The organism is Kribbella sandramycini (assembly GCF_013131805.1).
Taxonomy (GTDB): Bacteria; Actinomycetota; Actinomycetes; order Propionibacteriales; family Kribbellaceae; genus Kribbella; species Kribbella sandramycini.
Map to the genome: position 1 here is coordinate 375,831 of NZ_JABJRC010000003.1, position 14,844 is coordinate 390,674.

Sequence of the window (14,844 nt, forward strand, 5' to 3'; positions counted from 1 at the left end):
TGACTGATTCGGTAGCAACACCGGCGGCGCCGGGAGAAAGCCTCACTCCTCCCGGCGCCGCACTCACGTCCCGGCCCTCGTCCCAGCGAGGGCCGGATTTTTATGTCGGCAGCGTGCGGAGATCGACGCAGGCGCCGTTCGGCAGCTCCCGGCCCAGAAGTGACCAGATGCCGGCGGCGGCGTCCGCGGGCGCGGTCAGCTCACCAGCTCCGAACAGGTCGTGAAAGCGCTGCACCGCCGGGAAGTCGCGCTCGTCGGTACTCCGGATCTCGGCTTGCATCGCGGTGTCGACCACCCCGGGCGCCACCGCGACCACCTGACACCCATTGATTGCCGCCTGCTCGGCGCCGGCCGTCCGGACCCAGCTCTCGACCGCCGCCTTACCCGCGCCGTACGCCGACCATCCGGCGTACGCCTTCGTCGCGGCCCCCGACGACAGCATGATCAGGTGTCGTGCGACGTCCACAGCAGCCGTTGCGCGCAGGAAGGCGCGGCCAAGGATCTGCGGCGCCGCCGAGTTCAGCAGGACGGCGCGCTCGTAGGCCGCGCTGTCAGCCGCGTGCGCAGGAGCGATCGGGTTGACCGTGCCGGCGTTGTGGATGAAGACCACTCGCTCGCCGGTGAATCCGGTGAGCTCGCGGACGAAGTGCTCCTCGACCCGAGCCCAGTCGGCCGGATCGGACAGGTCGGCCCGGAAGTGCTCGGACGCCGGTCCGCCGCCGCGCCGGGACAGGTCGATCACTCGGGCCGCCGGAAACGGGACCGCGGCGGCCAGCGCCGCCCCGATCCCGGCCGAGGCCCCGGAGATCCAGACGAGTGAGCTCACCGGCGCCAGGCGCAGGCGACCTGGAGGAAGAGGTCGTTCGCGGCCCGCTCGCCGATGCTGACCCGGACGCCCTCACCCGGGAACGGGCGAATCGAGACGCCTTCGGCCTGGACGGCCGCGGTGAAGTCGAGGGTCTCCTCACCCAGATCGAGCCAGACGAAGTTGGTCTGGGTGTCCGGCACCCGCCAACCGGCCGCGCGCAGCTCGGTGACGACCCTGGTCCGCTCGGTCACCAGCTCCTCGACGCGCGCGAGCAGCTCGTCCTCGGCCTGCAGCGATGCCAGCGCGGCGGCCTGGGCGATGAAGCTGACGCCGAACGGCAGCGCGCACTTGCGGATCGCGGCGACCACCGGCGGGTGACCGATCGCGTACCCGATCCGGAAACCGGCCAGCCCGTAGGCCTTCGAGAACGTCCGCAGCACGACGACGTTCGGGCGATCCCGGTAGACCTCGACGCCGTCGACGACCTCAGGATCGCGGACGAACTCCCGGTACGCCTCGTCGAGCACGATGAGCACGTCGGACGGCACGGCGTCGACGAATGCGAGCAGCTCGTCGCGGTGCACGACCGGGCCGGTCGGGTTGTTCGGCGTACAGACCAGGACGACCTTCGTCCGGTCGGTGATCGCCGCCTCCATCGCCTTGAAGTCGTGCCGCGCGTCCTCGGTCAGCGGGACCTGGACCGAGGTCGCACCGGTCAGCTGGACCGCGATCGGGTACGCCTCGAAGGAGCGCCAGGCGTAGACGACCTCGTCGCCGTGGGTGACCGCGGCCTGCAGCAGGTGGTAAAGCAACGCGACCGACCCGGTGGCGACCGCGAAGTCGTCGACCGGTACCCCGAACCGCTCCGACAGCGTCTCGAGCAGCTCCACGGCGCCCATGTCCGGGTAGCGGTTCATATGCTGCGCGGCGTCGGTCGCGGCCGCCAGCACCCCCGGCAACGGCGGGTACGGGTTCTCGTTACTGGACAACTTGTACGACGGCCGGCCGTCGGAGGTCACGGGCGGACGACCGGGCTTGTAAGCCGCGACCTCGTCCAGGCACCCGCGAAAACGGACGCCGCTGTCCGGAATCCGTACACCATTGTCAGGAGTCATGGCCGCAGGTTAGTCCTGACAGCCGGGTTGCGGAACCCGTTGTTGCGGAACCGACCCGGAAGCCTCAAACTGACTGATTGTCGGACAATCAGGCAGTGGAGGGGTGTTCATGAGTCAGCCGTTGGAGTGGGGTCGCCGGTATCTGATGGTCCGTCCGGACCACTTCCGGATCGACTACGTGATCAACCCGTACATGTCCACCCAGGATCAGCCCGATCCCGAGCTCGCTCTGAAGCAGTGGGACGCGCTCCGGCAGGCGATCGTGGACGCCGGCGGCGCGGTCGAGGTGCTGGCCCAGCGGGAGGACTCGCCGGACATGGTCTACGCGATGAACCTCGGGTTCGCGACCGCGGACGGCCGGGCGATGCTCTCGCACATGCGGTTCGAGCCGCGGCGCAAGGAGTCGCTGACCGCCGCCGACTGGTTCACCGGCCAGGGTTTCGACCTGGGCCGGACCGGCGGGGACGGCGTCGGCCCGCATTTCGAATCCGGTGACGCGTTCGTCTTCGGCGACGCGCTGGTCGTCGGCTACGGGCCGCGCTCCGAGGCCGAGGCGCTCAAGCACCTGGCCACCGAATGGGACATCCGGGTCCGCGGCCTGCGGATCGCCCACGAGGGGATGTACCACCTCGACCTGCCGTTCTGCCCGGTCGACAGCACGCACGCGATGATCTACCCGCCGGCCTTCGACGCCGCGAGCCAGGCCGAGCTGGCCGGGATCGTGCCGGACCCGATCGTGCTCACCGACGAGGAGGCGTTCGCGTTCAGCGGTAACTCGCTGGTGGTGAACGAGACGATCATCATGCCGGCCTGCTCACCGCGGCTGCACGACATCATGACCGGGCTCGGCCTGCGGGTCGTGCTCGTCGACCTGAGCGAGTTCCACAAGGGCGGCGGTTCGGCCCGCTGCCTGACCAACCCGCTGGACTTCCCGCTGGCCGGGATCAGCACGCCCGGCGGCGAGCTGCACCTGCCCGCCTGAGCCACCACCCCTGCGGCCGTCCACACCCCGTCCGGTGTGGGCGGCCGATCTCTGTACGCGGCCTACTTCACCGTGCTGTAGACGATGTCGAGGGTGTTCGGGTCCCAGCCGTTCTGCTGCATCCACTCCAGCGCCTTCTCCTTGGCATCCGGCGCGTAGGTGAGGATCGTGACCGAGATGGCCTCGGGGTTGTTCGGGTCGGTCTTCGAGCTCGTGTAGTCGGCCTTGAAACCGACGCCGATGAACGGCAGCGACTGGATGATCGGGTACTTGGCGACCAGCCGCTGCTGCGTCTGGTCGTACTGCCGGCCGGCCTCGCGCTCGAGCTCCAGCTCCTGCTCGGGGTTGTTCTTCGTCCACTCGCGACCTTCGGCGCTGTTCGCGTAGAGGTACATCTTGATCGCCAGCTCGTCGCCGTCGGCGCTGAACGTGGTCGAGTAGGTCTGGAACCCGCGGCGCTCACCGGTCAGCGTGTGAGTGCCCTTCTTGACCTTGAGCTCACCGGACGCCGCGACCTGCTGACCGTCCAGCGTCAGGGTCAGGTCGTTCGGGATCGACGTGACGGTCAGCTTCGCCTCGGAGCCGCCGCGCAGGATCAGGAAACCGCCGATCACCACGATCGCGACCGCGAGTGCGATCGCGCCGAGCAACAGCGGCTGCCGGCCTTCGTCCTCCATGTAGCTGACCTCCTCAGGCTTCCGGAACCGGCGTGGTGCCCGCGGCCGGCTTCAGCCGGAACACGGTGAACTGACCGCCGACGCCGTACAGGTGGCCGGCCTCGGGAACGTGGCCGCCGAGCGAGCCGGACGCGGCGGTGTAGCCCCGGCCCTCCTTACCCCACGGGCCGACGTACAGGTAGGTGTGGCCCGGACCGTTCAGGATGTCACCGGGTTTCATCCCGCCGGGTGGGGTGCCGTGCCAGGAGTTGTACTTCCCGGAGGTCTTCATGTAGTTGAACTGGACGCCGGTCGAGACCTTCGGGAACTTCGTGTCGGCGCCGCTCATGTGCATCACGGTAGCGACGAACCGGCCGCAGTCGGTGTAGGCCAGGTAGCCCCTCGGGTCGTTGTACTTCTTCATCGCGGCGACGAACTCCGGCTTCGCGGTGGCCTCACCGCCGTTCACGCTGCCGGAGGTGTCGTGCCCCTCCTCCGGCCAGGCCAGGCTCTTGGCGACCTCGGCGATGTTGCCGCTACCGGCGCCGCAACCGGTGGACGGGCCCGTCCCCGGGTTGCCCGTGCCGCCGCCGTACGTCTCCAGGACCTGGCGAGCGCCCTGCTTGCGGACTGTGTACGCGTTCGGGTCGTCCTTGGCGCCGAAGCGCTCGTAGTAGTAGCCGAAGGCGTAGGTCGCGTCGTCGACGGTCGTGGTCGCGCGGAGCTTGTCACCGGCGAACTTCTCCGGAGACTTCGTCTCGCCGATCAGCTGGCGGCGCAGGAAGTCGAGCTGGTAGGCCAGCGTCTCGATCGTCTCGTAGGAGACACCCGCCTGCCGGGACTGGGTGATCAGTTTGCCGGCCGGCGTCCACTGGACGATGCCGTAGCCCAGCGAGCTGCCTTCGGCGTCCTGGGCTCTGGTCTTCTGACTGGCCGGAGTGTTCTGCAGGATCATCGGGTGCACGCCGGCCGACTCGACGATCATGTTGCCGACGACACCGGCCGCCTGCTCCTTGCTGTAGCCGTTGGCGACCAGGTAGTTGAAGGCCTGCTGCTGCTCGTTGCTACCGACCAGCGGGCCGCCGGCGCAACAGCCGGCGCCGGAACCGCCCGTACCTGCCTCGCCGAAGGAGTCCTCCTTGGGGTCGACGCTCTCCGGGCCGTTGCCCTGGTCGACCCAGAGCTCGAAGTGCAGGTGCTCACCGCTGGCGCCCTCCTCCTCGTCGCCGGAGCCGGAGGTGCCGATCTTCTGACCGCGGGTGACCTGCGCGCCGACCTGGGCGGTCAGCTCCTTGAAGAACTTGTACCGCGTCTCGACGCCGCTGCCGTGTTTGATCCGGATCTCGTTGTTGGCGTTGTAGATCACCTCACCGGACTCGGCCGCGTAGACCGGGGAGCCTTCGTCGACGTCGAAGTCGACGCCCTTGTGCTCGGCGGACCACTCCTCGTCGAACTCCCGCTCGTCGGTCGGCCAGGCGAACGCCGAGCTCTGCCCGCTGGAGGTGCCGCAGTCGTCGGCCGAGGCCTCGATCCCCATCAGGCTGCCCGCGATCAACGCGAACAGCACGATGAACGGCAGCAGCAGACCACCAAAGCTGAGCCCCAGGAACTGCGGGACCTTGCTGGTCATCGGGCACTCCTCGGGGTGGGCGGCTGCTGAGCAAAATCCTGCCTCAGATCGAGGTCATTGTGTCGTGAGTTATCCACAGGCGACCAGTCCGAGCCGTGCCGCACGCGACAACACGGGCGGATTGGAAGAGAATCTATGTATGTACGAACGGCTGCGGGTGGACCGCTCGACCACGGTGGATCGGGTGGTCGACGCACTGCGGTCGGCCCTGTTCGCCGGCGATCTCGAACCCGGCACGCCGCTGCGTGAGCAGCCGCTGGCCGAGGCGCTGGGCGTCGCCCGCAGCACCGTGCGCGAGGCGATGACGATGCTCGTCACCGAGGGGCTCGCGATCCGCGAGCCGAACAAGGGCGTCAGCGTCGCGATCCTGGCTCCGGCCGCGGTGGCCGATATCTGCCGGGCCCGGTTCGTGCTGGAGTCGGCCGGTATCCGGGCGTGGTTCGAGGCCGACGAGGCGGCCCGCGAGCAGGTCCGCGCGGCGATGCGGACGTTCGCCGCCACCGCCAAGGACGGCGCCGACCCGGAGGCGATGACCGAGACGCACCTGGCCATCCACCGCAGCCTGGTCGCGCTGACCGGTAGCGACCGCCTGATCGCCACCCAGGACTCGATCACCGCCGAGGCCCGCCTCGCGCTGGCTCGCGTCGACGCCCTCCGCCAGGACGCCACCCAGCAGGTCGCCTCGCACCGCAAGCTGATCCGCTTCCTCGAACGCGGCGAGCTGGACGAGTGCGTCGACGAGCTCCGCCGCCACCTGGCCGGTGCCGAGGAGTCCCTCCTCGAAGCCATCGCCACCCCACCCAGCTGAGTCACTCGCCTTCGACGTCCGGCTCCCCGATTCGGATCCCGTCGGCCGTGACGTCGTACGTCGTACCGCCGATGCGCAGGCCGCGGAGTCGGGCTGTGGGGTCCAGGGCGGCTAGCTGCGGGCCGGCGGTGACTGCGCCGTCGAGGGCGACCTCCACGCCGAAGATGCCTTCGAGGACGAGCGCGACCCACGCGCCGGACGACGAGCAGGCCCAGTCGATCAGGTAGGGGTCCTGTGGCGGGGCTTTGCGGGCGCCGCCGGCCAGCAGTGGTGCGCCTTCCTCGACGAAGTGCGCTTGTCCACAGGGGCCCTGGTTGGCTGAACGGGCCAGGCCGGGGAGCCAGTCGATCAGGATGTCGGGGCGGCCGAGCGCGATCAGTGCGCGGCCCGCGTCGGCCGGCCAGGCTGGATAGGCGCCGTTCCACTGGTGGTCCGGCCGCAGGCTGAAGGACGCGTCGGCGTCGTACGGCGAGAGCGCACGCATCCAGGTGGGCGTTTGGAGCTCGCTCTGGAAGAAGGCGACCATTTCGGCGCGCTGGTCGGGTGAGAGGTCCGCAGCGATCGTCGTACCGATGATGTTGAAGTCGTAGCAGTGCCGGACCGGGATCAGCTCGCCGTCCGGCTGGCGTGCGTTCCAGTGGCCGGCGCCGTCGATGTAGAGCTCTTTGACATGGCCGGCCAGTTCGTCGCCCTCTCGGCGCAGGTCGTCGTTCCCAGTGATTTCGGCGGCCACCCGAAGGCACCAGACGTTGGCGGCGTTGAAGCTGGCCACCTCGTGCACGTAGCTGCTGACGCACTCCAGGAGGTTGTCGATACCGCCGTAGTCCGCCAGTGCGTGTTTGCCGCGCAGCCCGCGCCAGGCCGTCGCCCAGTCGGTCAAATGCTCGGCTACGGGTTTCTCACCCACCGCGGTCTTCAGAAAGCCGGAGTCCCCGGTGAATCGCACGTAGTCCCGGACCAGGCGGGTCATCGCGAAGTCGTTCACGGAGTACCACTGTCCGACCGGACCGCCGGTCAGCCACTCGGTCCCGAAGTGTTCGTGGATGTCGAGGTCGATCCAGTGTTCGATGTGCTTCCGCATCGGCTCCGGGTCGAGCAGTGCGTGGGTCAGCGAGGAGAGGCTGTAGTCCCAGATGAAGGTCGTCGTCGCCCAGTGCCGCGGCATCAGGGTGTCGTAGGCCCGCCCGAGCACGCTGGCCGGGTTGTCCCGGCGGAACCAGATGACGCCGAGAACGCCCCACCAGTACAGCTTGCGCAGCGCCTCGTTGCTGGTCTCCAGAACGGGCAGCGAGCCGCTGAAGCCGTCGCCGTCCGGGTCGAACGCGTCCGCGAGCGCCATGTCCCAGACACCTTCGGCCACAGCGAGTACCGAGGCCACATCGGAGGCGCAGACCGTGAAGTGGTCCTCGGCCTCGGTCAGGTCGCGCGCCAGCACATGCACGTAGCTGAGCTGACCGTGCCCCTGATCGTCAAGCACCACAGTGGTTCTCAGCATCGCCCGGTCGAGTTCACTCGGGACGTCGAGCCCCTGCAGGCTCACTGCGGACCCGGACTCCCCCACTCCGAGCACTCGGCCGTCCACCTCATGCAGCGTGTTCGGCTCCGACGGCGGCAGGTACTGCGACCAGCCGCCGTCCGCACCGGTCGCCGTACTGGCCAGGGCGAAGCCCAGCTCGACAGTGCGCCCCGGTACGCCAGTGAGCTCCAGCTGGACGACGACTGCGGGGCGGCCGGGAGCACAGGCGGTGACCGTGCGCAGAGTGAGGTCGTCGACCGTGGTCGACCGGACGACGTGGTCCGGTCGCCACAGCACCTCGACGACGCCGCCGTACGAGCGGACCAGCCGGCCATCGACGTACAGCTGGCCGGTGATGCAGTCGCCGTGCGAGAACGGCGGGAAGTTCACACTGCGGATGGCGACGATGTCGTGGTCGACCTGAGCAGTGCCGAGGAAGTTCGTCAGGCCGGGCGGGTTGAACATGTCGTCGTACGTGTGGGTCAGGACGTCGCTTGCGAGGTCGGCGCAGCGCGGAATCATGAAGGGTCGGCCCAATCGGTGTTCGGGAGCAGGGGGTACCAGTCCGGTCGGGCCGGATCGCGGTCGTAGGGGTAGTTGCCGAGTTCGCGATAGAGCGCGGCGTACTCGGCGAGCTTGTCCCGGTCGAGTTCGACGCCGAGCCCTGATCCGTCCGGGACCGCGATCGCGCCGTCGGCGTACGGGAGCTTGCCGCCGGTGATGATGTCGTCGCGCAGGTGGTGGTAGTGCGCGTCGGCGGCGAAGGCCAGGTTGGGGACGACGGCGCCCAGGTGCAGCATGGTGGCCAGCTGGATGCCGAGCTCACCGGAGGAGTGCACCGCGACGCCGAGCTGGAAGGTCTCGCAGACGCCGGCCGCCTTCACACAGGCCCGGATGCCACCCCAGAACGTGGTGTCGAGCAGGATCACGTCGACCGCCGGGTCGCGGATGTTCGCGGCGAGCTGCTCGAAGTTGACCACGACGGTGTTGGTGGCCAGCGGGATGCGGGTGTTGGCGCGGACGCGGCGCATCCCGTTCAGGCCCCAGGTCGGGTCCTCGAGGTAGTCGTTGTCGAGATCCTCGATCCCGCGGGCGAAGCGGATCGCCTCCTCGACGCTGAAGGCGCCGTTCGGGTCGAAACGGACGCGGTGGTTGGGGAACGCGGCTGCGAGGGCGCGGAAGCACTCTCGCTCGTAGTCCGGGGCGAAGACGCCGCCCTTGAGTTTGTGTACGGTGAAACCGTGCTGGTCGACCAGACTGCGCGCGTGCGCGACCAGTTGGTCCGCAGTGCGGATTTCGCCGGTGCCGTCGTCCGCGGGGTGTCGGAAGAACAGGTAGCTGGCGAACGGCACGCGGTCGCGGACCTTGCCGCCGAGCAGTTCGTGCACCGGGACGCCGAGGGCCCGGCCTTGCAGATCGAGGCAGGCGAACTCGATCGCGGCCAGCAGTTGGGTGCGGTTGTTGTAGAGGCTTGCAGTGGGGTTGGCAAGCATCCAGCGCAGCGCTTCGGTTCGTGCGGGGTCGTGGCCGATCAGATAGGGCTTGAGACCGGCCACGGCGTCCTCTGCGCTTTGGCCGCCACCGCCCAGCTCGCCCAGACCGATCAGGCCGTTGTCGGCCTCGACCTCGACCACTGTCCGGACGAAACGCCCCCAGTGGGCGCCGTTGCTGTGCCGCAGCGGCGCCTCCAGCGGGACCGTCACCGTGGTGGCGCGGATATCGACGATCTTCACAGGCGCACCGCCAGCTGGGCGGTCAAGCCGCCGTCGACCTTCACATCGGCGCCGGTCACGAACGCGGCCGCGGGTGTGGTCAGGAAGTGGATGACGTCGGCCACCTCGCTCGCTTTGGCCACTCGGCCCAGCGGATGCGACCGACCCCAGTCCGCGAGCACCTCATCCGTCGTCCGTCCGCCACCGAACTGCTCGGCCGACGTCCGCAGCATCGGTGTGTCCACCGAGCCCGGGCACACTGCGTTCACCCGGATCCCGTCCGCCGCGTGGTCCACCGCCATTGCCCGCACCAGACTCAGCAACGCGCCCTTCCCCATCGAGTACGCCGCCACGCCCGTCTGGGCTCCGTACGCCTGCACCGACGAAACCACCACCACGCTCCCGCCGCGTAGCAGCCGCGGCACGAACGCCTGGCAGGCGAAGAACACGCCCCCGACGTTCACCCTCATCACCTCGTCGTAGACGTCAGCGGGAGTGTCGATGACCGTCCCGTATCGCTGCACCCCAGCAGCACAAACCAATGCATCCACGGCTTCGATCTGGGTTGCTGCCGTGGCTAGGGCTTGGCGGTCGCTCACGTCTACTACGAGGGTGGTGATCTGAGCCGTCTCCGCCAGCTCGGTGCGGAGGGTTGCCAGGCTGGGCTCGTCGCGGTCCAGGGCGATGACGCGGTCGCCGGCGGTGGTGAAGCGGTGTACGGCGGCTCGGCCGATGCCGGCGGCGGCTCCGGTGACTACCACGGTGCGGGGCATGGGCGTCCTTTCAGAACTGGCCGAGGGAGAGGCCTCGGGTGAAGAAGCGTTGGGCCGCCAGGAAGAGCACGACGGTGGGGAGCGAGACGAGCAGGCCGCCGGCCAGGACAGTGGGCAGCGCGGCGCCGCCGTACGTCGACTGGAGGCCGGTGAGGGCCGGCATGATCGGACGGACCGACTCGGACTGGCTGAGCGTCAGACCGAGGAGGAGGTCGTTCCAGACGAAGGTGGCTTGCAGGATGAAGATCGCGGCGAGGGCGGAGCCGGCCATCGGCAGGTAGATGCTGCGGAAGATCCGGAGCAGACTGCCGCCGTCGACCACGGCCGCCTCGAAGACGCTGCGGGCGATCCCGGTGAAGAAGTTGCGCATCACGAACGCCGCGAACGGGACGCTGATCGCGGTGTAGACGATCACCAGCCCGGTCCGGGTGTCGTAGAGGCCGGTGTCGGCGTACCCGGTGAACAGCGGCATCAGCACCATCTGCAGCGGGAAGATCGTGCCGCCGAAGACGAACACGAACCAGGCGAACCCGTACCGCAGCCGCAGCACGACAATCGCGTACCCGATGGCTGCACCGACCAGTACGGCGAGCAGCGGCGACACCACGCTGTAGAGCGTCGTCGCGACCAGGGTGTCCCCCAGCGCCGCCTTCGACCACGCATCACCGAAGTTGCCGAACAGTGCGAACCCAGCCGGCCTCCAGACCGCCTTGGCGTCGTACGCGTCCACAGCCTTGGACGCGTTCACCAGCAGCAGGTAGACCGGCGCCAGCCACAGCAGGCCCAGTACGACGAGGAACGCGGTCTTAACCCTGTTCACGCGACTCCCCCAACTGGTAGCGCAGATACAGAACAGACGCGGCGAACGTGACCAGGCTGAGGAACAACGCGATCGCAGCCCCCTGGCCGTAGTCGTTCAGCACGAACGTCTCCTTGTACATCGACAACGCCAGCGTCTCGGACGACGTCCCCGGACCGCCCTGCGTCATCACCCAGACCACGTCGAACGTCTTCAAGCTGCCGACGATCGACAGTCCGACCACAACCGTGGTGATCGGTCGCAACTGCGGCCAGAGCTGATGCCGGAACAGGCTGAACCCCTCGGCGCCGTCCAGTCGCGCAGCCTCCAACGGCTCACCTGGAATGGACTGCAGGCCGACGACGAACAGCAGCGCATTCACCCCGGCTGCCTGCCAGGTTACGGCGACAATCATCATCAGCGTGTTCCCCGGACCGGACTGCAGCCAGCCGGTGTGCGCACCCGGCAGCCCGAGGAAGCCGAGCGCCTGCCCCAGCGCGCCGTCCGGCTGCAGTACAAACCCCCAGATCACCCCAACCGCCACACCAGAGATCGCATATGGCAAGAGGAACGGCAGGCGCAGCCAAGTGCCCCACCGATGGCCGTAGGTCAGTACGGCGATCAGCAGGCCGAGCACGACCGGCAGCGTGACCATGCCGACCACCCAGAGCAGGGTGTTGGTCAACGCTCCCAGCAGATCCGGGTCGCTGAACATCGCCCGGTAGTTGGCCGGCCCGGCCCACTCCGGTGCGGCGAGTCCGTCGTAGGAGGTGAAGCTGACGTACGTCGTCCACAGGAACGGGAGGTACAGGAGGAGAGCGACGATGCCTACGGCCGGCAGGCCGAAGAGCGGCGCCGCCCGCGCACCGGTGCGGGCGCTCACTTCTGTTTGGCCCAGTAGGCGTCCGCCTCGGCCTGGATCTTCTGCAGGCCCGGCATCGGGTCACCGGGTTTGGTGACGAACGCGCCGAAGACTTCCAGGGCCTTGTTCGCAACCGGCACCGGCGTCGCCTCGAACCAGCGATTGATCAGCCGGAAGCCCTCGACGTCCTTGTTCAGCTGGGCCAGACCCTCGTCCTTGACCTCCGCCTTCGGATTGAAGGACAGGTCGCCCCGCGAGTTGGCCCAGGCGGTCTGCGCTTGTGGGGTGAGCCACCAGTCCGTCCACTTCTTGACCGTCGACGCGTGCTCACTCGCCGCGGCCGAGCACAGCGGCCCGGTTTCGAAGATCATCGACGTCTTCGGCAGCGCCGGGTTCACGTTCGGGATGATGAAGAAGTCGTAGTCGGTACCGGGTTTCATCTTCAGCGTGTTCAGCGATCCGCTGAACCAGGTCCCGAAGTTCACCATCGCGACATCGCCGCTCTTCAGCTGCGCCTGCGGCTCGGTCTTCGCGCCCGGGTCGCTGAAAAGGCCGGCGTCGATCAGGTTCTTCCAGTCGTTCATCACCTCGACCACACCGGGGTCGGTGTACTTCGCCTTCCCGGCCGCGAGCGCGTCGTACAGATCAGGGTCCTTACCGGCGAGCAGCGTCTCGAACCAGACGAAGCTGAACAGGATGCTGGTCTGGTAGAACGGCTTCACCCCGGCCGCCTTGACCTTGTCGGCGACGGCGAGCAGCTCGGTCCATGTCTTCGGGTTCTGGGTGATCCCGGCCTTCCTGAAGACGGCCTTGTTGTAGTACATCACCCAGTAGCCCGCGTTCAGCGGAACGCAGTACTGCTTGCCGTCAAAGGTGAAGTAGGGCTTGAGCTGCTCCGGAACGTTGCCATCGGCAACTGCTTTGGCCCATTGGTCGGTGGTCTCGGCGACCAGCTTGTTGTCGACGAGATCCTCGAGCTCCTTGCCGGTGTGCCAGCTGAACAGATCCGCCTTCTCCTTGGTCCGGAACGAGGAGCGGATGAAAGCCGTGTAGGTGTTGGAGTCGGAGTAGCCGACCGGCTCCATCCCGACGCCGACGTCCTGCTTGCTCGCGGCGCCGACCTGGGCGAATGCGTCCTTCCAGCCACCCTTGTCGTTGTAGAACTTCAGCGAGTCGACAGGTGTGTCCGCGCTCGGCTTCGCGGCGCCGCCGCAGGCGCTGAGGGCGAGCGTTCCGGTCACTGCCAGCGCGGTGAGCGCTTTCCAACGGCTGATGCTTCGCATGGCGGTGCGTCCTCCAGAGGTCAGGGGTTCACACGGGCGTTGATGACGGCGAGGACGCCGTCCAGGTGCGCACGGGTCAGCTGCTCGGCCAGCACGTGGTCGCCGGCGCGAACCGCGGCCAGAATGGCCCGATGCTCGGCGAGGTCGGTCTCGCGATCGCCGTGGATGTGCAGAATCTCCAGCTGCTCACGGACGTTCACCACGGTCACCGACTCGACCACCTCGGCGAGGGTCGCGTTTCCGGCGGCCTGTGCCAGTGCGCGGTGGAAGTCCATGTTGATCTCGGCCAGCCGGTCGTGGTCGCCGGAAGTGATCAGCTCGGCCGCCTGCACCAGGTCGTGCTCCATCTGCGCGAGCGCGCTCTCCACCCGGGCCTTGGCCGCCAGCGCGGCCACTGGCGGCTCAATGAGCGCACGGGCTTGCAGCAGCTCGACGAGCCGGCCTGCGGTCGGTTTGAGCGGCAGTGGGTTGGCCAGGACCATCCGGCCCACGTTCGGCCCGACGTACACGCCGGAGCCGTGGCGGAGCTCGAGAGCCCCGATCGCCTCCAGCCTGCGCAACGCCTCCCGCACTGTCGGTACGGCGACCTGGAACCGCTCGGCCAACGACCGCACCGACTCGAACTGGTCGCCCACCGCGAGTTTGCGGTCCGCGATCAGATCGAGCATCGACGTCGCCAGGTCGTCCAGCAGGCTTCGGCGGACGACGGCGGTCATCGGGCGGCTCGCAGCGCGACGTTGACGAACCGCGGCCGGTAGATGCTGACGTCGTCGTACAGCTCGTCGCTGACCAGACTGTTGACGTTGTAGCTCACCAACAGCTTGCTACCACTGCGCAGTTGCGGATGCTCGTGGGAGTTGTAGGTGATGTGGTTGCCGCCGGTCTCGGGGGTTTGGTAGAGCTCGACCGGCTTCACGAACGGGCCGGTCGGCGAGCAGCCGAAGTAGCCGACAACTCGCTTGCTGAACAGCTCTTTGGTGTCGTGCGTGACGAGCAGGTATCCGTCGCTCCAGCGCGTGACACTGTGCTCGTTCGCAACCCCTTCGAGCACTCTGGTCGACGCGGTCTCATCTGCCGACCACGCACTGCCGGTCCAGTACTGCCACGGCTGCGCAGTCAGATCGTCCCCGCGCACTCGGGCGACGTGCTGGTACTTCGAAGCGCCCAGATCCTCGACGCCATACACATAGGTGTAGCCGCCGTCGCGCAGCAGCCAGCCCGACCATTGCACGTTGGCCCGAGAGGGCAGCGGCTTCAGCGATCGCAGCTGGTACGTCCGACTGTCGAACCGAGCCAGGTAGTTGGCGGCCCAGCGCCAGTCCCACTGACCGCTACCGGTCTTTTCGAAGCGCAGCGCGACGACGTCCAAGTTGCGGCCGGCATTGCTGGTCTGTGCGGCGCCGAACCAGTACCAGCCGTCGGCCGGCGGCGAAACAAGCGCAGTCGGGTTGGACGGCGTACCGCCGGTGACCGTGGTCAGCTTCGTGCCCTGCTGGACGACGAACGAGTTGTTCAGGAACGGCGTCGTCCGCGGGCGGCTCCCATCCGGATTGACCGGACCGAGGAAGGTGTCGGAGAAGACCCAAGCCGTCCGCCCACCGGAAAGCTGAACCGAGTAGGTGCTGTCAGCCCCCGTCCACCCCCGCCCGCTGTCGCTGTACGCATTCAGCAACCCCTCAGGCGCAGCATGCGGCTCCGTCTGCGCCGTCCAATCCGTCCGCACAGCGCCGCAGTCAGCCGCCTGGGCGGCCGTCGGCACGCCCAACCCAGCCGCCACCAACGACAACACCAGCAGGCTCCGCATGAATTGATCTGATCACTTGGTCATTTACGTGTCAAGAGCTGACACCTGGCCAGACGCACTCGCGCCAGGCCGAGGTGAGCGACGGATCGAGGCCCA

Annotated in this window: 14 protein-coding genes; 2 read left to right on the forward strand and 12 right to left on the reverse strand. The window is 68.1% G+C overall.

From position 1 onward, the window contains the following. Positions 1-100: 100 nt before the first annotated feature. Entirely contained in the window at positions 101-826 is a 726-nt protein-coding gene (locus tag HPO96_RS15230) for an SDR family NAD(P)-dependent oxidoreductase (protein WP_171674098.1), read from the reverse strand. After that, positions 823-1,923, reverse strand: a complete 1,101-nt coding sequence (gene hisC / locus HPO96_RS15235; RefSeq protein ID WP_171674099.1) for a histidinol-phosphate transaminase — start codon at positions 1,921-1,923, stop codon at positions 823-825. Before hisC ends, HPO96_RS15230 begins: the two co-directional genes overlap by 4 nt. A 109-nt stretch (positions 1,924-2,032) precedes the next feature. Between hisC and HPO96_RS15240 the strand changes: the two genes are divergently transcribed. Next, positions 2,033-2,905 (forward strand): dimethylarginine dimethylaminohydrolase family protein, encoded by an 873-nt coding sequence (locus tag HPO96_RS15240; RefSeq protein ID WP_171674100.1) that lies wholly within the window; start codon positions 2,033-2,035, stop codon positions 2,903-2,905. Positions 2,906-2,967: 62 nt separating this feature from the next. Here the strand turns inward: HPO96_RS15240 and HPO96_RS15245 are convergent, their stop codons facing one another. After that, positions 2,968-3,582, reverse strand: coding sequence for a PEGA domain-containing protein (locus HPO96_RS15245; protein ID WP_171674101.1), 615 nt, complete (start codon positions 3,580-3,582; stop codon positions 2,968-2,970). A gap of 13 nt (positions 3,583-3,595) precedes the next feature. Continuing rightward, a complete protein-coding gene (locus HPO96_RS15250; RefSeq protein ID WP_171674102.1) occupies positions 3,596-5,191 on the reverse strand; it encodes a phage tail tip lysozyme in 1,596 nt (531 codons plus the stop codon). 139 nt (positions 5,192-5,330) lie between these two features. Between HPO96_RS15250 and HPO96_RS15255 the strand changes: the two genes are divergently transcribed. Next, a complete protein-coding gene (locus tag HPO96_RS15255; RefSeq protein ID WP_171674103.1) occupies positions 5,331-5,999 on the forward strand; it encodes a GntR family transcriptional regulator in 669 nt (222 codons plus the stop codon). 1 nt (position 6,000) lies between these two features. On the opposite strand, the gene HPO96_RS15260 is transcribed toward HPO96_RS15255, so the two are convergent. The 8 genes from HPO96_RS15260 to HPO96_RS15295 are packed head-to-tail and all read right to left on the reverse strand — an operon-like array spanning position 6,001 to position 14,748. Then, positions 6,001-8,037, reverse strand: a complete 2,037-nt coding sequence (locus HPO96_RS15260; RefSeq protein WP_171674104.1) for a glucosidase family protein — start codon at positions 8,035-8,037, stop codon at positions 6,001-6,003. After that, the gene (locus tag HPO96_RS15265) at positions 8,034-9,248 is read right to left on the reverse strand and encodes an enolase C-terminal domain-like protein (protein WP_171674105.1); all 1,215 of its coding nucleotides are present in this window, start codon (positions 9,246-9,248) and stop codon (positions 8,034-8,036) included. The genes HPO96_RS15260 and HPO96_RS15265 overlap by 4 nt, the downstream gene beginning before the upstream one ends. Continuing rightward, positions 9,245-10,000, reverse strand: a complete 756-nt coding sequence (locus tag HPO96_RS15270; RefSeq protein WP_171674106.1) for an SDR family NAD(P)-dependent oxidoreductase — start codon at positions 9,998-10,000, stop codon at positions 9,245-9,247. The genes HPO96_RS15265 and HPO96_RS15270 overlap by 4 nt, the downstream gene beginning before the upstream one ends. 10 nt (positions 10,001-10,010) lie before the next feature. After that, complete coding sequence (locus HPO96_RS15275) at positions 10,011-10,820, reverse strand: carbohydrate ABC transporter permease (protein WP_337796643.1); 810 nt, start codon at positions 10,818-10,820, stop codon at positions 10,011-10,013. Continuing rightward, positions 10,807-11,682 (reverse strand): ABC transporter permease subunit, encoded by an 876-nt coding sequence (locus HPO96_RS15280; RefSeq protein ID WP_171674107.1) that lies wholly within the window; start codon positions 11,680-11,682, stop codon positions 10,807-10,809. The genes HPO96_RS15275 and HPO96_RS15280 overlap by 14 nt, the downstream gene beginning before the upstream one ends. Beyond that, complete coding sequence (locus HPO96_RS15285) at positions 11,679-12,944, reverse strand: ABC transporter substrate-binding protein (RefSeq protein ID WP_171674108.1); 1,266 nt, start codon at positions 12,942-12,944, stop codon at positions 11,679-11,681. Before HPO96_RS15285 ends, HPO96_RS15280 begins: the two co-directional genes overlap by 4 nt. 20 nt (positions 12,945-12,964) lie before the next feature. Further along, positions 12,965-13,660 carry a FadR/GntR family transcriptional regulator gene (locus HPO96_RS15290; protein WP_171674109.1) on the reverse strand — a complete coding sequence of 232 codons (696 nt, stop codon included), beginning with the start codon at positions 13,658-13,660 and terminating at the stop codon, positions 12,965-12,967. Beyond that, the gene (locus HPO96_RS15295; protein ID WP_171674110.1) at positions 13,657-14,748 is read right to left on the reverse strand and encodes a DUF4185 domain-containing protein; all 1,092 of its coding nucleotides are present in this window, start codon (positions 14,746-14,748) and stop codon (positions 13,657-13,659) included. Before HPO96_RS15295 ends, HPO96_RS15290 begins: the two co-directional genes overlap by 4 nt. Between the last annotated feature and the right edge of the window lie 96 nt (positions 14,749-14,844).